This window comes from Thalassoroseus pseudoceratinae (assembly GCF_011634775.1).
GTDB lineage: Bacteria > Planctomycetota > Planctomycetia > Planctomycetales > Planctomycetaceae > Thalassoroseus > Thalassoroseus pseudoceratinae.
In genome coordinates, this window is sequence record NZ_JAALXT010000001.1 from 1,073,616 (window position 1) to 1,092,859 (window position 19,244).

15 protein-coding genes are annotated in these 19,244 nt (G+C 55.2%); 8 read left to right on the plus strand and 7 right to left on the minus strand.

The window, feature by feature from the left end:
* Positions 1-42: 42 nt before the first annotated feature.
* Positions 43-732 (minus strand): ABC transporter ATP-binding protein, encoded by a 690-nt coding sequence (locus G6R38_RS03995; protein ID WP_166820366.1) that lies wholly within the window; start codon positions 730-732, stop codon positions 43-45.
* A gap of 128 nt (positions 733-860) precedes the next feature.
* On the opposite strand from G6R38_RS03995, the gene G6R38_RS04000 reads away from it, so the two are divergent.
* A complete protein-coding gene (locus G6R38_RS04000; protein WP_240928057.1) occupies positions 861-2,642 on the plus strand; it encodes a DUF885 domain-containing protein in 1,782 nt (593 codons plus the stop codon).
* 1 nt (position 2,643) lies between these two features.
* On the opposite strand, the gene G6R38_RS04005 is transcribed toward G6R38_RS04000, so the two are convergent.
* From G6R38_RS04005 to G6R38_RS04025, 5 genes are all read right to left on the minus strand, one after another.
* Positions 2,644-4,083, minus strand: coding sequence for an HTTM domain-containing protein (locus G6R38_RS04005; protein WP_166820367.1), 1,440 nt, complete (start codon positions 4,081-4,083; stop codon positions 2,644-2,646).
* The gene (locus G6R38_RS04010) at positions 4,065-4,556 is read right to left on the minus strand and encodes a hypothetical protein (RefSeq protein WP_166820368.1); all 492 of its coding nucleotides are present in this window, start codon (positions 4,554-4,556) and stop codon (positions 4,065-4,067) included. The genes G6R38_RS04005 and G6R38_RS04010 overlap by 19 nt, the downstream gene beginning before the upstream one ends.
* A gap of 126 nt (positions 4,557-4,682) precedes the next feature.
* A complete protein-coding gene (locus G6R38_RS04015; protein ID WP_166820369.1) occupies positions 4,683-5,543 on the minus strand; it encodes a hypothetical protein in 861 nt (286 codons plus the stop codon).
* Between the two features lie 363 nt (positions 5,544-5,906).
* On the minus strand, positions 5,907-6,446 hold the full coding sequence (locus G6R38_RS04020) for a MerC domain-containing protein (RefSeq protein ID WP_166820370.1): 540 nt from the start codon (positions 6,444-6,446) through the stop codon (positions 5,907-5,909).
* A 171-nt stretch (positions 6,447-6,617) separates the two neighbouring features.
* Complete coding sequence (locus tag G6R38_RS04025; protein ID WP_166820371.1) at positions 6,618-7,169, minus strand: RNA polymerase sigma factor; 552 nt, start codon at positions 7,167-7,169, stop codon at positions 6,618-6,620.
* Between the two features lie 569 nt (positions 7,170-7,738).
* Here G6R38_RS04025 and G6R38_RS04030 point away from each other — a divergent pair.
* From G6R38_RS04030 to G6R38_RS04050, 5 genes are all read left to right on the plus strand, one after another.
* Entirely contained in the window at positions 7,739-7,915 is a 177-nt protein-coding gene (locus G6R38_RS04030; protein ID WP_166820372.1) for a hypothetical protein, read from the plus strand.
* A 339-nt stretch (positions 7,916-8,254) separates the two neighbouring features.
* Entirely contained in the window at positions 8,255-9,652 is a 1,398-nt protein-coding gene (locus G6R38_RS04035) for a Gfo/Idh/MocA family protein (protein WP_166820373.1), read from the plus strand.
* A gap of 127 nt (positions 9,653-9,779) precedes the next feature.
* On the plus strand, positions 9,780-11,426 hold the full coding sequence (locus G6R38_RS04040) for a WD40 repeat domain-containing protein (protein ID WP_166820374.1): 1,647 nt from the start codon (positions 9,780-9,782) through the stop codon (positions 11,424-11,426).
* A 7-nt stretch (positions 11,427-11,433) separates the two neighbouring features.
* Positions 11,434-13,896: a transglutaminase TgpA family protein gene (locus G6R38_RS04045; RefSeq protein WP_166820375.1), complete on the plus strand. Its 2,463-nt coding sequence runs from the start codon at positions 11,434-11,436 to the stop codon at positions 13,894-13,896.
* A 120-nt stretch (positions 13,897-14,016) separates the two neighbouring features.
* The gene (locus G6R38_RS04050; protein WP_166820376.1) at positions 14,017-16,155 is read left to right on the plus strand and encodes a LamG-like jellyroll fold domain-containing protein; all 2,139 of its coding nucleotides are present in this window, start codon (positions 14,017-14,019) and stop codon (positions 16,153-16,155) included.
* On the opposite strand, the gene G6R38_RS04055 is transcribed toward G6R38_RS04050, so the two are convergent.
* Positions 16,130-17,332 carry a class I SAM-dependent methyltransferase gene (locus G6R38_RS04055; RefSeq protein WP_166820377.1) on the minus strand — a complete coding sequence of 401 codons (1,203 nt, stop codon included), beginning with the start codon at positions 17,330-17,332 and terminating at the stop codon, positions 16,130-16,132. The two genes, G6R38_RS04050 and G6R38_RS04055, sit on opposite strands and share 26 nt — an antisense overlap.
* 185 nt (positions 17,333-17,517) lie before the next feature.
* On the opposite strand from G6R38_RS04055, the gene G6R38_RS04060 reads away from it, so the two are divergent.
* Positions 17,518-18,552 carry an energy-coupling factor ABC transporter permease gene (locus tag G6R38_RS04060; protein ID WP_166820378.1) on the plus strand — a complete coding sequence of 345 codons (1,035 nt, stop codon included), beginning with the start codon at positions 17,518-17,520 and terminating at the stop codon, positions 18,550-18,552.
* On the plus strand, positions 18,549-19,214 hold the full coding sequence (locus G6R38_RS04065; RefSeq protein WP_166820379.1) for an energy-coupling factor transporter transmembrane component T family protein: 666 nt from the start codon (positions 18,549-18,551) through the stop codon (positions 19,212-19,214). Before G6R38_RS04060 ends, G6R38_RS04065 begins: the two co-directional genes overlap by 4 nt.
* Positions 19,215-19,244 lie beyond the last annotated feature (30 nt).

A 19,244-nucleotide genomic window follows, 5' to 3' on the forward strand; every position in this document is an offset into this window, starting at 1 on the left:
TCGAGCGACAAAAATGATGAACAAACGAACAAAACCGACATTCTAGACGGTATTTACCGGGTTTTCCGCGTGTGTGTCGATCTTCCCATCGCGGACACGGAGCACTCGATCGCCGTCTTCGATGTACCGTTGATCGTGTGTCACGACGACGACGGTGGCTTGCTGTTCCCGGTGGAGTTTCCGTAGGTATCCGAAAATCTCGGCTCCGGTTTGGCTATCAAGTTCGCCGGTCGGTTCATCGGCGAGCACGATTTGAGGGTCTTTCAGCAGTGCTCGGGCAATCGCGACACGTTGCTGTTCGCCGCCGGACAGTTGGTTCGGTGTGTGATCGAGTCGATGTTCCAGCCCGACTTGCTTCAGCAGGGTTCGAGCGCGTTCGCGAAGTTCGGACGTGATCCCACGTGGCAAGAACGGCATCAATACGTTTTCGACGGCGTCCATCGTTTTCATCAGATTGAAACTTTGGAAGATGAATCCCACTTCCGTGCGGCGGTATTCATCGCGTTCGGCCGGTTCCATCTCCGAGAGCACACGTCCGCGGACACGAATCTCCCCCGAAGTGGGTTCGTCGAGTGCCCCGAGCAAATACAGTAACGTACTTTTCCCACTCCCCGATGGTCCCACGATGAATGTGAACGATCCCTCGGCGATCTCACAACTCAATCCCCGTAACGCTTGGACTTCGGTATCCCCTCGATGATGAATCCGCGTGACGTTGTTGACTTCGATCATGAGAGGTTTCGACTCCAGGCATCATTTTCATTGAGTATCATTCGCCACGCTTTGACAATTGCAGTATCCTAGACATCGGGCCGCCTAGGTTCCACTACGATCATCAATCTGAATGTGAGACGAACAACGTGCGGAAATACAAGAATCTGAGATTACCGATCATCGTCTTCGCTGCGTACGCAATTCTTGCGTATTCGTCTGTCACCTCTGCCGAAGACGAGGTTGCAACCAGCAAACTGCATGCGTTGTTCGAAGAGACCTGGGAACGCACGCTACGCGAGTTTCCCACGTTCGCCTCGGATTTGGGCGACTTGCGGTACAACGATCAATGGCGGGATGTCTCACTGGAATCGCTCGAGGAATACCACAAATATGAGGTCTCGGTACTCAAGCGGTTGAAAACCATCGACCCAAACAAACTATCGCCCGAAGACCGCATCAACTATCGGCTGTTTCAGCGGGAATACCAAGATAGCGTGGATGCGTGGAAGTATCGGTGGCATTTGGTTCCGCTCACGCAACGCGATGGCATTCAAGACGCCAGTTCGACGGCAGACGCACTTCGTTTCGAGACCGTCAAGGACTACGAAGACTGGATTGCCCGCATGAATGGCATGCTGACCTATATGGATCAGACCATTGTCCTCATGCAACGTGGTATCGAATTGAACATCGTTCACGCCCGTATTGTGATGGAGCGTGTGCCACACCAGATCGAACGACAAATCGTCGAGGATCCGACTAAAAGTCTGTTCTACAAACCATTCCGCAAGTTCCCGAAATCTATTCCGGCGGCCGAACAACAACGTCTTCGCACCCAAGCTCAGACCGCAATCCGCACAGCGGTTGTCCCGGCTTATGAGAAGATGCTCACGTTCTTCACCGATGAATACCTCCCCGCATGTTTCGACCGAGTTGGCGTTTGGCAGATTCCGCTAGGACAGGAATTCTACGCCCAACGCGCTCGAAAGTTCACAACAACGGAACTCACACCGCAAGAGATTCACGACATCGGATTGAAGGAAGTGAAGCGAATTCGTGCGGAGATGGAAACGATCGTTAAGGAAGTTGGTTGGGAAGGCACGTTCGCGGAGTTCCTCACGCATCTCCGCACCGACGAAAAGTTCTACACCAATTCCCCAAACGAACTGTTGGAAGCTTATCAGGCGGTGTGTCGGCGGATTGATCCGGAGTTGCCGAAACTGTTCAAGAAACTGCCACGAATCCCGTATGGAATCGAAGCGATCCCCGCCCACATCGCTCCGGACACCACAACGGCATACTATCGGCCGCCGTCCGCCGATGGCCGCCGACCCGGCACGTACTTTGTGAATCTTTACAAACCGGAAGTGCGGCCCACTTACGAAATGGAAGCACTCTCGCTTCACGAATCCGTGCCTGGGCACCACTTGCAAATCGCGCTGGCGATGGAACGTGGGGCGTTGCCGGAGTTTCGTCGCTATGGTGGATACACCGCGTTCGTCGAAGGTTGGGCCTTGTACGGCGAGAAGCTGGGATATGAACTCGGCATGTATGAGGACCCGTATTCCCGTTTTGGTCAACTTACCTATGAGATGTGGCGGGCGATTCGCTTGGTCGTGGACACCGGGATGCATTCCCTGAAATGGACTCGCCAGGATGCCATCGATTTGTTCAAAGAGAACACGGCGAAAACGGAACTGGATATCGTCAACGAAGTCGATCGTTACATCGCTTGGCCAGGCCAGGCGTTGGCGTACAAGATTGGCGAAATCCGCATCAGCGAACTTCGCAAACGGGCTGAACAGGAACTTGGCGACGAATTCGACATCCGCGAATTTCACGACGTCGTTCTTCGGAACGGAGCGGTCACCCTTGATGTGCTGGAACAAAATGTCGAGGCGTGGCTGAAAGAGACCTCGACTCGTTGATTTACTGTTTCACGAGTTCGAAGGGGATTTCCCGGATCAATTCCGGAGCTGTGTAGTGTTCGCGAAGCGTGAAGCGAATGAGATACCGGCCCGGTGGGAAATCGTCTTCGAGCCGAAAGCCGATGCTGCTGTATGCGTGCGTTGACTCAAGCTGTCGGGAGAAATGGGCGGTGGTTGTTTCGTCCGGCGTTTTCCCATCAGCTTGCGGCGGAAAGAGCTTCCAATCGAGAATGAATCTCGGATGCGGTTGGGCAAATCGCACCATGATTGTGACGACCTCACCGTGCGTGAACGTAGCCTCATCACCGAAAACGTGACGATGCCCCATCCGATGACCAACCTCGACGCGGTGCACATAGTCCGCGTAATCGGGCTCGTAAGCGTCGATCATCGTCACCGCGTCGTCGGCGTCAATCTCGCGAAATTCAGAGGCATTCGGCTGACCGAAGAAGTCTTCGAACTTGTGTTTTCTCTGCCAGTGCAATCCATAGGCCACCACAAGACCAGCGACCATCACAAACGCCGCAAAACTCGCAGAGACCGCCAAAAATCGCTTTCGATCAGACGACCGATCCGGAATCGAGGTCGCGTTCGTCGGCTGACGTCCACGGAGCCACATCAAATCCTGCTCGTTCAAAAAAGCGGACAGGGCGACCATCATTAATGGCGAGAAAATCTCCAGATGCATCGTGCCCCACAGCGACGCGTGGAACCAAATACCGCAACACAGCATCACTCGTCGCAGTTGAGGAATCCAAACGAGCACCGGAAACATGACTTCATAGAAGACCGTCAGTAGGCTTCCGATCATGAGCCATGTGGGATGCACCGCCAACCAATGGCCCAGGTATGTGCCGCCGTAGGCGTCGTCGAGTAGCGAGAACTCCAGCAAGTCTCCGGTGGCGAAGTCGGGCAGGCGGATTTTCGTGATCGCCGCCCCCCAATACACACCACAGACCAGAAGTTGCATCAACCGTCGGGGCCACACGGGTGACAGGGGCACGGCGGACAACCATCGCCGTCGCAACCAAGCATCAACCGACCAAACAGCCCCCGACTGCGTGAACGCCAGAAACACGAACAGATGAATGGCAATCGCGTTGTACTTAGTGAGCGTTGAAATCGCATCCTGAAATACGAAACCGAGCACCAATGTCGCGGAGAGAATCAGATTGAACCGCGTCCACCAACCGACCGCCACCGCCACCAACGAGACAAGCAACAGCGTGTGCAACACCACTGTGGTTGATGCGAAAAGCGTTATCTCGGGAAATCCGGGAAACGCTCTGACATTCCCGGCAACGGAATACAATTCGATCGTGGCCGGCCATTTCCGTGAGAACTCCCAAAGCAACACGGCAGCCAAACCGATTCGCATCAGGGCACGCGGACGCGGACTTTCCACGGCGAATAGGAATCCTGTCACGGACGAGGCAGCCATTCCAACTCCCCATTCGGCCCGACAGCCGACTCATCGACGATCCGCCACGATTTCCGACGTGGATTCTCGGTCCCATACGCGGCTTCGTAGAGATCGTCCGGAAGATTGAATCTCACCGGCCAAAATTGTTCCAAGAGAAACACATATGTCGGTGGATCGTCCGAGGATGCCGATGAACTTCGGAAGTCGGCCAGGGCGACTTCGGCTGCCTGTCGCAACGCATCGTCGTTACGGGGAAGATCGAGCCGACTGTGTGTTTTCTCGCTACCACGACGGTATTGCTGACGTCGACTCGGTAGGATCTGAAAATACTGTCCGCTCTGTGTTTCGACCAAAGCGATTCGCCGGGCAGACCATGACGGATAGTTCGGGAACATGTCCCAAGTGAAGAGGTAGGGGACCGGTCCACTGGCCGAATCACCGACTGCATGTCGTCCAAGAAACCAAAGCGACATTCCAAGATAGGCCAACATGACGGCAACGATGGCCGCTCGACGTGCGAATCTGAGGCATCTTTGAAGTCCATTCACGATGCAGTCGCTCAAGCAAAGCGGAAGTCGGGAATGGCCAGTGTGAGACAACCGGCCATTGATTTGATGCTAATTCGATGCGGGAGCAGCCGAATTGCTGGCGACTTGCTGTTCGAGCGATTCGAGTTGCTCGATCAGATTCGCGATCTTGTCATCCGCTTGTTTGATCTGGCGACGAATCGCGTCCAATTCGAACAGTTCCGCGTTCCGCTTTTCTTCTTCATCGGCCAACATGGCGACCAAACCAGGATCGTCGTCTTTACCTTCAAGCTGATCGACGCGGTTTTGCAAGATTGTTTTGGCGTCATCGACCTGAGCGGTCTGGGCTTGCAACTGCCGCAGTTTGTCTTGCCGTGCCCGGAGTGCTGTCACGCGATCGGTACGCAAGCGTGTCAACTCGCTGGTGAATCGCGCAGGAATTTCGGATCGCAATCGCCATTCGCCGCTGGGTTGGACACCCGCGAGGTCTTCCGGCTCGACTTTCCACAACGGCTCGAATTGAGCTTGGTTATCATCGACTTGAACGGCTTGGAACACACCGACGTAGCGGGATTCGGTGCCATTATTGATCGTCATGAAGGCGTGCACGATCGGCAACGGGGTGTTGGCATCGACACCGGCTCCCGGTGTCCCCAAACCTTGCAATCGTCCAACCTGAGCAAACATCTGACCTTGTGGATTGATGTTCACCTGGACCGGATACCAAGTGTTGCCCCAGCCGATAGAAAGATCGTGAAGCTGGCTTTTCAACAGTTGAAATTCTTCTTCACTTTCGGCCAACGTCTTCTCGTTCGCGGCCACATCGTCTTGGGCTTTCTCGACCTTTTCCGCCCAAGAGTTTCGTACGTCAAACAGTTTTGCTGTCAGCACGCACGCACCGACCGCGCCGATGACGTTGAGCCACAGCAAAACCTTGCCGAGAGTATGCATCGGGTTCCCTGCCGGTTGATATCTGAGTGAATTCGAGGGGATTCTTCGTCGCTGGACTGAAACCGGTCCAACTCTTGACCAAGCGCAACTCGATTGGACGAGGCTTTGCGTCTTGTATTAAGTGTATGCCACACGTTTTTCGCCGGTCAAGCAGAAAGAGTTCGCCCAGATTGCTCAGTCCGAAAAACTCGAATTCTAACCCTTAATACCGAACTCTCTCCAATGTCCCAGGTTTCGACAGGCATTGGACCGCCATCGACACACACCGTTGTGAAAAGAAGTATCGGCCACTCTTGGATTTCAGGCAGGTCAAATTCGCGAACCGCATTACAACCCGCATAAGCGGAGCGTGCTTGATCAGAGTCAGACCGCCGCATCCAGTGGTGTGACCGAATTACAATCGCTTTGGCAACATTTGCGAACGCAGCCCCCGTTCAAACGGTGAGCCCAGGCCAAACAGGCGGCTCCCAACACCGTCGGATGCTGCCACAACCAGCCCCAATACGGCACACTCGCCATTTGCATGTCGTCGTCTGACTCCTCAACGGGCGTCGCCGCACAACACGCATCGTGGCAACACGCCCCTGCCGCGGAAGCAACGGACGTCTCCGGAATCTGGCAACATTCATCACCCAGGAACGCGGAGTAGTTCATCACCAGCAGTCCACACCCCGCCCACAGCAGGACAGCCGTTCGACGATGCTGCTTCCATCCGGGAACAAGCGTCAAAACGCCAACGGCAATTCCTAACAAAGCCATCGACTTGTGAAACCACGGGCTTGCGAGCGACGACAGTCCCCAACTCGGCAAACTGGTCAACAACACCGGCATAAGGATGCAGTGAATAATGCAGGCAATTGAAAGGACAATTCCAGAAAGATTGGAGAGTGAACGGGCAGTCATGGCGGCTCCTTGCAACGCTGGGTATACGCAATGCGATAGAATAAACAATCGCTATCGACACTGCAACACATGTGCAATTACACAAAACACCGCAACTAACATCACGAGTCCACAAAAACAGCCCCCGAGTAAACATACTCGGGGGCTGCGGAAGGGGTTAAGGATTATCGACTACGCCGATTGCATTTCGGTCAACATCTCTTTGAGTCGATTACGAGCGGTGTGCAATCGTCGTTTGATCGTTCCAATTGGGCTGTCGAATTGATCGCTCATCTGCTTCAAGGATTGCCCCTCGAAGTAGAACGCCAACAATGTCTGACGGTCCAAATCCCGCATTCGATCTAGACTATTCCGGACTTCGGAGGCTCGCTCGGTTTTCATCAAGCCATCCAAAGGCGTTTCCGGTTCGCCGGTGAGGGCACCGAAGGTTTCCGGAGCACATGCGGTTTCGTTCGGTCGACGAACGGCCCGGTTGATGCTCATTCGGACAGCGATCCGTCGCAACCAACCCGCGAACCGTTCCGGCTCTCGCAATTGATCGAGTTTTCGCATCGCCTGAATGAACACGTCCTGAGTGACTTCCACCGCTTCGGCGTGGTTTCGCAATCGACGAAACACGATCGCGTAGACGGTCGGTTCAAATTGCGTGACCAATTCGCCCAAGGCTTCCCGTTCACCAACCTGGGCTCGTTGGACCAGCGAGATCATTTGTTCTTCGTCCATTGTGTCTGCGTTTCCTCTGGTGACGGTCTGCCGGGGCGGTATCTAAAACCCCACGTGGCAGATCCGGATATGTCATGGGCAAAAACGCTGGCTGGTTGTCCGTGCGGGTCCGCAATTCGTGACGGTTCACGAACGCGACCATCGTCGGGCCTTGGAACTAGGACGTCGTGAAGATGGAAACACGACGCGACCCAGCACCGTCGGAGACGACGAGCAACGGAGAATGCCCACTCCCAGGCGATCATTGACCAGGAGTGGCAGCCAGAAACGGCTTGGATGTGTTGTGCTGGCGGTTACCCGGCGAGGGTGTTTGGCAGTTCACACATCATCATTGCATTCCCGGGTTGCATGGTCCCGCATTGATAACTCGCTATTGGCTGCTGATAGCAACTCGCCGGCGAACTCGATGCGAAGGAACCGAATGACGAACTCCGTTCAGACTGGGTGCCGATACCTGATGTGGTACCACCCCAGCCGCTGGGTTTCGTCTCGCCTGTCGGACAACAACCGACAAACTCGGGATGCAATAGCCGTTTCCCACATAACCAGCTGCGTAAGCGAATTTGCCATTGGCGCATAATTCGCGGCAGGACGGCGTTAATGACGGCGGCATCTACCTTCGCTACAACACCGGCGAACCGATGGTTAACGAGAAGGGCGACGGAATCGAGATTGAGATTCTTCCGCAACATCACACGACCTCCTGCGGGCGGTCTCACCCCCCGCAGCCGAAGGAAACGAATTGAGGACAATTCCTCATGGGATATCCGCACCTTTGCGGCGGATTCCCGGACAAGAATGAGCTCGTCCGCGACGAGCAGTAATCAAAGTTATACACGAAAGGCGAACGCAGATGAAACGTCAGCCATCGTCTTGTACTGTCGCAGAGGGCCAATCTTTCAATTTGGTTCGCTCTTTTTCGAAAGTTTTTGAAAAAAGTTTTTCAGCGTCCTATCCCCGGATGGCCCGGAACCCTGACCGAGAATTTGCGACTCGTTTGCCATTCGGTCTCTTGGGCGTTTAGACTGAACGAATCAAAGCCTTTCCCACACCTGTCTCTACAATCAATTCTCGAGGAGGGTCCCTTGGCATCTCAACACCTACAACGTCGCGACTTCTTGAAAACGTCGGCTGCCGCCGCCGGTGCCGCGAGTGTGCCGTTTTGGTTCCCAGTGCAGGCCGCGAATGCGTGGAATCAAAATAGCCCGAACGAACGCCCCGTGTTGGGTTGTATCGGGACAGGAAGCCGTTGGGGAGCCGTTGGCCCAAATGCGATGCAGTTCGCTGACTGTGTGGCCGTGGCGGATGTCGATTCCGCACACGCCGAAAGTGGTGCGAAACGGGTCAAGGATATTCAAGGCAAGAAAGGACGGAAGACGGAGGTCGAAGTCTTCGAGGATTACCAAAAGATTCTCGATAACGACAAAATCGACGTCGTCACCATCGTCACGCCTGACCATTGGCATTCGAAAATCGCCATCGAAGCGATGAAAGCCGGGAAAGATGTGTATTGTGAAAAACCGCTGACGCTCACAATCGACGAAGGCAAACAAATCCGTCGTGTCTTGGAGGAAACGAATCGCGTGTTCCAAGTCGGCACGCAACAACGCAGCGAAATGGGTCTGCGATTCCTGCAAGCCGTCGCGATGCTGCGGGACAAGCGAATCGGTGACATCAAAAAAGTCACCTGTGCGATCGGTGGTGTCAGCGACAGTGGACCGATTCCGAAAGCCGATGTTCCGAAAACGTTGAATTGGGAAAAATGGCTCGGCCAAGCGCCGCTCGTGGATTATCGCTACAAGAAGGGCGGACGATGGGGCAAGACGCGGTGTCACTATGAGTTCCGTTGGTGGTACGAGTACTCCGGCGGCAAAATGACCGACTGGGGTGCCCATCACGTGGATATCGCCATGTGGGGACTCGGCATGGATGATTCCGGCCCGACGGAAATCGAACCAGTCGCCGCCAAGCACGCGGTTGATCTCAAAGACGGCATGCCCGTACAAGATGACCGCTACAATGTTGCGTTGTCATTCCATGTCATCGAGCGATTCGCCGACGGTGTGGAGATGCACATCCGCAATAGTGCGGACGACCTCGGTTTCGGCAACGGAATCATGTTTGAAGGGACCGAAGGCCGATTCTTGGTCAATCGCGGCAAGATCGTTGGGGCTCCCGTCGATGAGCTGAAAAAGAACCCGCTGCCCGAGGGGTTGATGAAAGAGGTTTACAAGGGCCGTGAACCCGGCGGCAACAACGCCCATATGAAGAACTTCTTCGAATGCACCCGCGTCCGTGAACAGCCCATCAGTGATGTCCATTCCCACCACCGTGCGATGACGGCGTGCCATTTGGCCAACATCGCCATCCGACTCGGTCGCCCGATCAAATGGGATCCGGAATCCGAAATGATCGTCGGCGACGAGCAAGCTCAGAGCATGCAGGCTCGTGAGCAACGCAAGGGATACGAGATCGAAGCTTGAATCTAGTGGGTAGATCGTTCCGGTCTGCTCAACGTTTCAGCAGTTGGACCGAAAGAGTTGCCCTTGCGCTCGCGGGTGGCTCTTTCGTGTCTAGCTCACTTTACCGCATGGTGGCCAGGCCAGGTTGATGGAAACTTCAACTCCCCACCGACTCACTTCAGCAGCACGACGATTGTCCCAGATTGTCTGCCTCGGATTACTGGTTCTCGGGGTTTCTCGCCCCTCACACGCCGCTCCACCCCCAAACCTTCCCGCCGGTTGCATCACACGGTTTCAAGCCGCCGACAGTGTCGGCTTCACGTGCTTGACACTCGATGAGACGAAGAATCCCGTGATCGCATTCTGCGGAACATCGGATGGCAAAGTTCAAACCTTCGATTGTTCCAACGGTCAACGGTTGCAAAGTTTTCACCTCGAAAACAACGGCAAACCAGAACCAATCGTCTCGGTCACACTCACTTCCACCCATATCGTTGCGACAACGCGGAACAGAGTAGTTCGTTGGTCGCGTCAGGGAGATATTTCGGAAGAACTTGCTCAGGTCGAGTCGCCCAGCGCAGTTGATCAATCGGGAAAGTTGATCGCGTCGACACGAAACACGACGCCTATTTGGATCACCTCACTCGGTAATTCCAGTAGGGCATGGCGAGTTGATCACCAAGTTCAAGCGGACCAACTTCAATTTAGTCCCGATTCTCGGTGGTTGTTCAGCACACGATTCGGACGGTTGTACTGCTGGGACGTTGCCACCGGCGAATTGACCTGGAAACGCCGAATGGCCAGTCGGATAACCGGGCTGCAATTGTCACCATCTTCACGGGAAATTGTCGCAGCGACCGAGTACGGAACCGGTTATCGGTTGATGATCACCAACGGAGAAACCAAATCGCAATTCGGAGAACAACAACAATTTCCCGATCGCCCCGCAATGGCGTGGTCGCCAGACGAAAGTCTCATTGTCATCACGCAACAAGACAACTCGTTGTCCGTCGTTGAGGAATACAGCCATCACGTCGGTTTACGATTGCCAGGACATACCGCCACGGTGTCGTCGATCCAATTTCTGTCCGATTCGATGACGTTCGTCAGTGTGGACAGTAGCGGACGGGGATTCGTTTGGAATTTGTTTGATCCATCCTTGGTCCAAGTCCGTGACGAAGGAAGCCAGGACCTCACAAAGACCGACGAAATTGTGATGCTCTGGCAACAACTCAGTGAATCCGATACGCCGCAAAATGTTTGGTCCGCGATCGCAACATTGAAAAGACATCCCGAAACCTTCTACCGAATCATGCGAAACCCGCCGGATGGTCGTGCCACGATTTCCCGATTGATTACGGAACTCGACCACCCAGAGTATCAAATCCGTGCACACGCCTCTTGGTCGTTACGGCAATTCGGGGTGCTGGCGGAATCGGCGTTGCAGCGGGCGAGTCGGGAAAAACGATCGGTCGAATCCCAACGTCGGTTGAACCGTCTGCTGTTGTTGCTCGGCGATTCGCGGTCTTCGGAGACCATCCGGCATCAGAAAGCCGACCGCTTGCGACAGTTACGGTGCGTTCATCTTCTGAGTTGGATCGGCACGAACCGAGCCGGTCGGGAGTTGGCCGAGACCTGGCAGCGGACCAGAAACGAACACGTCCGCGACGAAATTACCAAAGTTCTTCGGCAATTTGCTTGGAGACAGTGGACCAAACCGGACGCCTTCACCAAACTGAAACGAACTCTCGCTAGTCAATGGGAGAGGGTGATGAGCAAATTTTGGAACAGGTGAAACGACGATGCTCAAATCAGGAATGGCTGGTTGGTCCGCTCAGCGACTGCTGACCGTTCTCCAGTACAGCGTTTACGGCCACGTCGCATTCTCTGCGGTGATGTTGCTTGTCGCGGAGGGCACGAAAACTTCGCTCCCGCCCCAAACCCTGACCGTGCCGATCGCGTTGGCTGCGTTTTTCCTCGTGGAACGCTGGGAACGGTTCGACCTTCCCACTTGGATCGGCAACGCCGGTGGCACGATCGCCGTGCTGGTTTCGACCTGGGCATTGGTCACCGGTGACAACGAAGCACGTCTCCTATCTCTGGCTCACTTTCTGGTCTATCTGACGTGGATTGTGCTGCTTCAGCGGAAAACTCAACGTCATTTCTGGTCGCTCTGCGCCCTGAGTGTCGGCCAAGCCGCGGTGGGTGCCGTCCTGACGGAAGCTCCAATCTACGGTGTGATGCTGGTCTGTTTCATGTTCGCGTCCGTGTGGACACTCACAGTGTTCTCGCTCTACACGAGCCACCAGGAATTCGACTTTGCCGACCGAGTCTCTACGGTTCCCACGGAAAAAGCCAAACCCCTCAACTCCACACCGACCGCTGAACTCCTGCATGAATTGCACCGTCCAAGCACCGTGACTGGATCGGTTCAGCGAGACCCGTCTCGGAACTGGATCACAACGCGATTCACGCTTGGGAACTTGGGGATGGGAGCCGCTTCGCTGATGATGGCGTTCGTATTGTTTCTCATCGTGCCCCGCAACCAGGAGATTTGGGGATCGGGAAAGAAAGTCAACTCCAACGACCAACTAACAACCGGTTTCGCCCGGGAAATTCAACTGGGTGACCTTGGTGACATTCTCGAGAGCAACAAGAGAGTGATGGAAATCCGACTGTTCGAAAACGGGACCGATCGGGAACTCGACATCGAACGGTACGCTCAAACCATCGGATACGACGAACCCTATTTTCGCGGCTCGGTGCTCGACGAATACCAACGAGGACGCTGGAAGAACCGAACCCGTGGACGATCGTTTCAGCCAAGCGTTTTGCGGAATCCTCTATTGCCCGAACCGGGGTCCATCCGCCAGGAAATTTTGTTGGAACCGGTCGATAAAGAAATCCTATTCGGTATCGCCCCGATCATTGGTGGCAAACTCGACAACATGGATGATTCCATTTCACGAGACGATCGCACCATGATGCTCCGTCTGCCGGAGTCGCAGCGGAATCCGAAATCCCAAATTCAGTACACACTTCTCTCTCCACGACCGGTTCCTTCCAAAGAGCCACGGTTGCACGGCAACGAGTTTTCCGAGCGACGCCACGAACAAACGTCGAAGTTGAATAAGTGGTATGTGCAGGTGCCGACAGAGCTGACGCGTCTTCAAGAATTGGCACGCGAAAAAAGTGGGTATCAGCCCGACAACGGGAATCAGACTTCCAATAACGATACCAACGGACAAAACGAACCAGCCGCCGAGAATCCCAGCCCCCGCGAGCGAGCCGATCGAATCTTGCACTACCTGCGTGACTCGGGGGAATTCGGCTACACGCTCAATGCACGGATCAGCGATCCACGTGACGACCCCATCGAAGACTTCCTCTTCGCTCGGAAAGTCGGTCACTGCGAGTATTTCGGTTCCGCATTGGCGTTGATGCTGAGAGCCGTTCACATTCCGGCTCGCTTGGTGAGTGGTTTCAAGGGTGTCGAAGTGGACGAGTATTCCGGCCATGCTCTTGTGCAAGAGCGTCATGCCCACGTGTGGGTGGAGGCGTTCATCGACGGTGAATGGCGACTTTACGATCCGACCCCCTCCAACCTGCGGTCGGCAAGTGTCAACGAGATCGGCGGCGAGACATCCGGTTGGTCACGCTTCCAGGCTGGGATGAAGAACTTTTGGTCTCGGTACATTGTGAACTTGAACGAAATTCAACAACGCAGTCTGCTATCACCAGTCAAAGAAACGGCCTTGTGGCTGGGCATTCAAATCCGCAGTCTTTGGACCAATGCCGGAAACCATCTTCGGCGAATTCGCGATATTGTCATGTCTCCTCGCCGATGGTTCAGCTGGGAAGGCGGAGCAATTTCGTTTTTCCTTTTGCTGGGATTGGTCGGGGTTGTCGCGTTAGGACGTTGGATCGGGCGGACGCTGCTCAAGCAGTTTCGAGATCGCCGATTGGCTTCACGTCACGCGGAACGACAAATCGCGTTCTACGAACGTTTTCGGCGTCTGAGTGCGAAAGCCGGTTTCAAACGCCACCCCAGCCAAACACAACGCGAATTCGCTCGGTTCGTGCAAAGTCGATATGAGTCTGTCGATTGGAAGTCAATTCCGGGACCGCTGTTCGATCCCGTGGCTGATGCGTTTTACCGGGTCCGTTTCGGTCATGAAGAACTCAACATCGACGAACTGAACAACCTGGAACGATTCTTGGATCAATGGGAGACGCAAATCGCGGCCGGTAAACCGACTTCGTGAATGCCCGCCCGTAATGGGAAAGATTGTGCCAAGCCACGCTACACATTCACGGAGGACTTCGACAGAATGGCAACGCATCGGCGTTCGCTGTTTTTTCTGAGAGACAATAAGGATTGGTTCATGAAGTGGTTTTTGTCCTTGATTCTGAGTGTTATCGCGATGGCCTCGAGTGCGACGAGTGCCCATGCCGAATTCCAAGCCGGTGCCGCGATTGTCAACGTTGTGCCGGACCTGTTCCCTGTTCTTGTCAACGGTGGCATGACCAGTCGGAGCACGGAAACGGTCGTGAAGGCGGTTAACGCTCGGGCCCTTGTTCTCAAGAATGATTCGAGACAATTGGCCATTGTCGTGGTCGACAGTTGCATGATGCCCCAATCGCTTCTCGACGATGCCAAAGCCTTGGCGACCGTCAAGACGGGCATTGCCGCGGATCACGTTCTGATCTCAGCCACGCATACGCATACGGCCCCCTCAAGCATGGGAGCCCTGGGAACCCCCGCTGATTCCAACTACGTGCCGTTCCTTCGCCAGAAACTTGTCGAGGCCATTGCCGCCGCTCAGGCAAATCTCGAACCGGCTCAAGTCGGATGGGGCAGTTGCGATGCCAACGAATTCACGGCCCTTCGGCGATGGATTCGTCGTTCCGATCGTGTCGATGCGGACCCGTTCGGCAACCCCACCGTTCAAGCGAACATGCACGCCGGTCGCAATCCCGACGTTGTCACTGGCGAATCCGGCCCGGAAGATCCCGAACTCGCAATGATTTCGTTCCAATCACTAGACGGTCGACCGATTGCCGTGCTGGGGAATTTTTCGATGCACTATTTCAGTGGCGTTCCCGCGTTGCATCCGGATTACTTTGGACTGTTCTGCGACGGATTGAAAGAGCGAATCGCAAGCACCGATTCCGACGAGCACCCGCCGTTCGTTGGGCTGATGTCTCATGGATGCAGTGGTGATATTTGGCGCCGCGACTATCGAAATCCCTCAAAGTACGAGCAGGTCCCAATCGAAGAATACACGTCGGCTCTGCTCGATCGAGCCGTCGCCGCATACGAAGAAATCGAATATCACTCCCCCGAAAAACTCGCGATGGCGGAAACCCGTATTCCGGTCAAATATCGTGTGCCGAACGAGCAACTTCTGGAGTGGTCACAGAAAATCGTCGACGGAATCGGGGATCGACTCCCCAAAACCCAAGACGAAATTTATGCCCGCGAACAACTCTTTCTCCACGAGATGCAGGAAACAAAAATCGTGGTGCAGGCGCTCCGAATTGGGAAAATCGCCATTGTGACGACTCCCACGGAAACATATGCCTTGACTGGGTTGAAGTTCAAATTGCAGTCGCCGTTCGAGTCCACCATGGTCATTGAATTGGCGAATGGTGGGGACGGCTACATCCCGCCGCCAGAACAACACGTGCTCGGTGGCTACAACACCTGGGCGGCACGTTCGGCGGGCTTGGAAGTAACCGCGGAGCCCAAGGTCGTTGCTGCCGGATTACAACTGCTCGAGCAAGTTACCGGCGAACCGAGAAAACCTTATGCACCAACCATCGGCACGGCGAGCAAGGCGATCTCAGATATGAAGCCGCTTGCGTACTGGCATCTTGCGGATATGTCCGGACCGGTCGCCGTCGATGCGACTCAGAATCACCACGATGGGTTCTACGAACCGCGTGTGGCCTTCTTCCTCGATGGCCCTACCGAGCCAGAATTCACCAAAGGTGACGATCTCAATCGCGCCGCTCATTTCGCTGGCGGGCGGCTTCGTACACGGTTACCGGAGTTGCAAGGTGACTGGTCAATTTCACTCTGGATTTGGAACGGAATGCCCACCGACGCCCGAGCCATGACCGGATGGATTCTCTCCCGCGGACATGAGTTCCTGGCGGATTCTCCCGGAATTCATCTCGGTCTTGGTGGTCAGGACAACAACCCCGGCCGGTTGATTCTTCACTCCGGAGATACCGACCGCACTGAGATTGCGACCGGCAAACAAGAAATCGAACGCTGGACGTGGAATCATGTCGTCCTCGTTTGCAAGGATGGAAAGATTCGCGTCTTTCTCAACAACGCAGACGAGCCGGAGATCACCACGGAATCATCAACGAAACTCGGCACCGGGTTTGAAACAATCTTCTTCGCTGGTCACGCAGCCAATGAGGACAATTGGGAAGGCCGACTCGACGAAATCGCCGTATTCGATCGAGCGTTGTCCGATGCGGAAATCAAGACGTTGATGCAGTCGAAGTAGTCTCGGCGGGATCAATACGCTGGGCGATCACGATTTTCGTTCGCCCAGCGATCTTGGCGTAAATGAGACTCGCCATCGGACCGTCACCAAGCGGAAGTTTTCGGCGAACCGCGTCCGCTTGGACGGGAACATGTCGGCACTTGATTTCGACTTGGCCGTAGTTCGCCTCTCGCACGAACTTTCGCAAGGTGCGATCATTGTTCGGCAATTCCGCCACGACCCGATACGTCCGCAAAAACGGCGAGGAAACCTGGCGATCTGCGGTGAGGTATTCGTCGGCATCGTCCAGTCGAGAGATTTCGAGTTGCTCGGCCAACAACGAAACCAAACCGGCCCGAACAACGGCTGGATCTGGGTCAAACAAGTATTCACCTAGGGAGTTCAACTCCGCCCAAGCATCGAGCGGGTCACCACAGATTGACTCACCGGAGGGCAGGGCCGTTGCCCGCCACAAACTCGGTTCGCCGAGTTCGCCAAACCACACCGTCGCTTCTTTGCATTCGCCATGAAGACTGATGAGTTCGATCTCCGCAGTTGGAAACTTGCCGACAAAGTTCGACGCCGGACTCAGTTTCACTGCTCCACCGCGACCATGATGGATGAGATCAATCAATGCATCCAGGTCCGGTTGGCCGTCTTCGATTCGCAAAGACCGCTTTCGACCAACACGCCGATCCGGATCGACGTGAATCCAATCCCCCGAGGCAACCGCATCTTCCCAAATCTCGTTCACATCGGCGGTTCGCGTGGTGATCCGATCCGCAACGCCGTAAACGTCCGCGTTCCACTCAGTTCGTAAACACGCCGCCGGATTCAAGTCGACTGCATTCACATCGTTTCGTTCGGCCAACGCGATGGAGTCACCACCAATCCCACAACACAGGTCCCAAACGGGTCCATCGAAACGTTGGGCTTTGTGACGGGCGACTTCTTCCGGGGTGGCTTGCTCCAGTCCAACGCGATCAAACCACATCCGGTCAGCTCGCGAAAACTTGCGGCTGCCGCGTTCGCGGAGTTCCGATAGGCTCAAGGCTGCCCGCACGACTTCGTCATCGTACTGACTTCGCAGTTGCTTTTGTCGTTGCAATTCGTTGCCGGTTGCGTTGGCAAGATCGGTGAAGATCGCAGGTGTGTTCCGCAGGCGACGCATCACCTCCAAGTTGGCATCATCCGACATTCCCACACGTTCCTCTTCGTTCCTACTCAACCGACCACGCGGGCTTGATGAGATCGACCATCGATCTTGATTTTCCACGGTAGAAGGTTTCACTCGAATTGCAATGCCCATTGGCAGGGAATAGAGTGCTGGAACGACGCGATTCGCGTCAATCGAACGTTTGAACGAATTTTGTGAGTACGTGAATGCATATTCCCGATGGATTTTTGGCTCCGGAAGTTTGCGCAGCAGCCGGAGCAGCCTCGATCGCGGCAGTGGGTTGGAGCGTCATCCGTTTGCGGGACCAAATCGCCGAACGAACCGTGGCCCTCACTGGGATGACGGCGGCATTCATTTTCGCCGGTCAGATGGTGAACTTCCGAGTCCCAATTGCGTTTCTCGGCGTGCCAGCGGTGTCCGGTCACTTGATGGGCGGAGTTCTCGCGGCGGTTTTGCTCGGCCCCTGGGCTGGATGCATTGCCGTGACGATCGTCGTCGCCATGCAAGCCCTATTATTCAGCGACGGCGGTCTGCTGGCGATGGGGGCGAACGTACTGAACATGGCCGTGATCGGCACATGGGGCGGGTATGGCGTTTACACCATCGTGCGGCGATTGATTCGGGATCGTGCGGTGGGCACAGTCGTGGGTGCGGTTGTTGCCTCTTGGTTGACGGTGATGGCGGCGGCGATGCTGTTCTGCTTGGAACTTGGGTTCTCGGTCGATCGAACCGAGTTCGACTTGGGCCGAGTGTTTTCCATGATGGTTTCCGTCCATTCACTGATCGGAATTGGTGAGGCGTTGATCACCGGCGGAATTGTCAGTTTCGCGCTCACCCAACGTCCGGACTTGCTCGAGCGAGACGAACCAACGTTTCGCCCGCATTCAAGTTTCACACAGATCGTGATGGCGGGTCTTGTTGTGGCAATGACGGTTGCCGCTTTTCTTGCACCGTTTGCATCGTCCGCTCCGGACGGATTGGAAGCGGTTGCCGAGTCGCGTGGTTTTATCGATCAAGCGGATGATGGACCGGGATTTGTCCTCAGCGACTATGCAATTCCGTCGCCGTTTGCCGGTTGGAATCGGTCACCGTGGTGGCAACGAGTTTCGGTTTCGCTCGCGGGTATGCTTGGCACATTGACCGTCGCGGTCGCAGCGTTTCTGTTTGCACGCTCGATCCGTTCTCGAATGCAACTCGAAGCAGAGTCCGTTGGATCGCAGTCGGAAAGTAGATCGGCGTGAACGAGTTCTCACCGTCGCGTTCAAATTCATCTCCCATTTGGCGAGTCGGGTTCTGCCTAATGATCATCGTCGCGGGATTGACCGTGCCGATCGGTTACTGGCCGTTCCATGGAATGCTGTTGGCGATTCTTTGGGCGGCTCATGCGTTTGCCGAAACACCGCTGTCGTACTTGGGACGTCGGCTTGCCGTTTTCCTGCCCTTTCTAGGTCTGTTAGCAATTTCGTTGCCGTTCTCTCAGGGATTTCGCAGCGGTGGTGAATTAGCCGCTGCGATTGCGTTTCGTGGGCTGATCTCGTTTTTAGCCGCACTCTGGCTAACGCGCGTTGTCTCGTTTGACGAGTTGATCCAAACGTTTCGGCAATTCCATGTGCCCGAGTTGCTTTTGAGCGTGCTTGTGCTGTCGTATCGGTACCTCTTTGTTCTTTGGGAAGAACTGGAACGCATGCAAACCGCTCGTGCGGCCCGAACGGTCAATCCACGCCCGCTGTTTGCTCGCTGGCGACTCTCGGTCCAACTCATCGGGATGTTGCTCGTTCGAGCATTGACGCGTGCCGAACGCGTTCACGACTCGATGTGCGCTCGCGGGTGGGATGGACGACACCGAACACTCAACGACATCGGCCCGAACAAATCCTTTCACAACGCTCGAGCTGACCGGTAGGATAGTGTGGAATCCTGCCGACTCACCTCA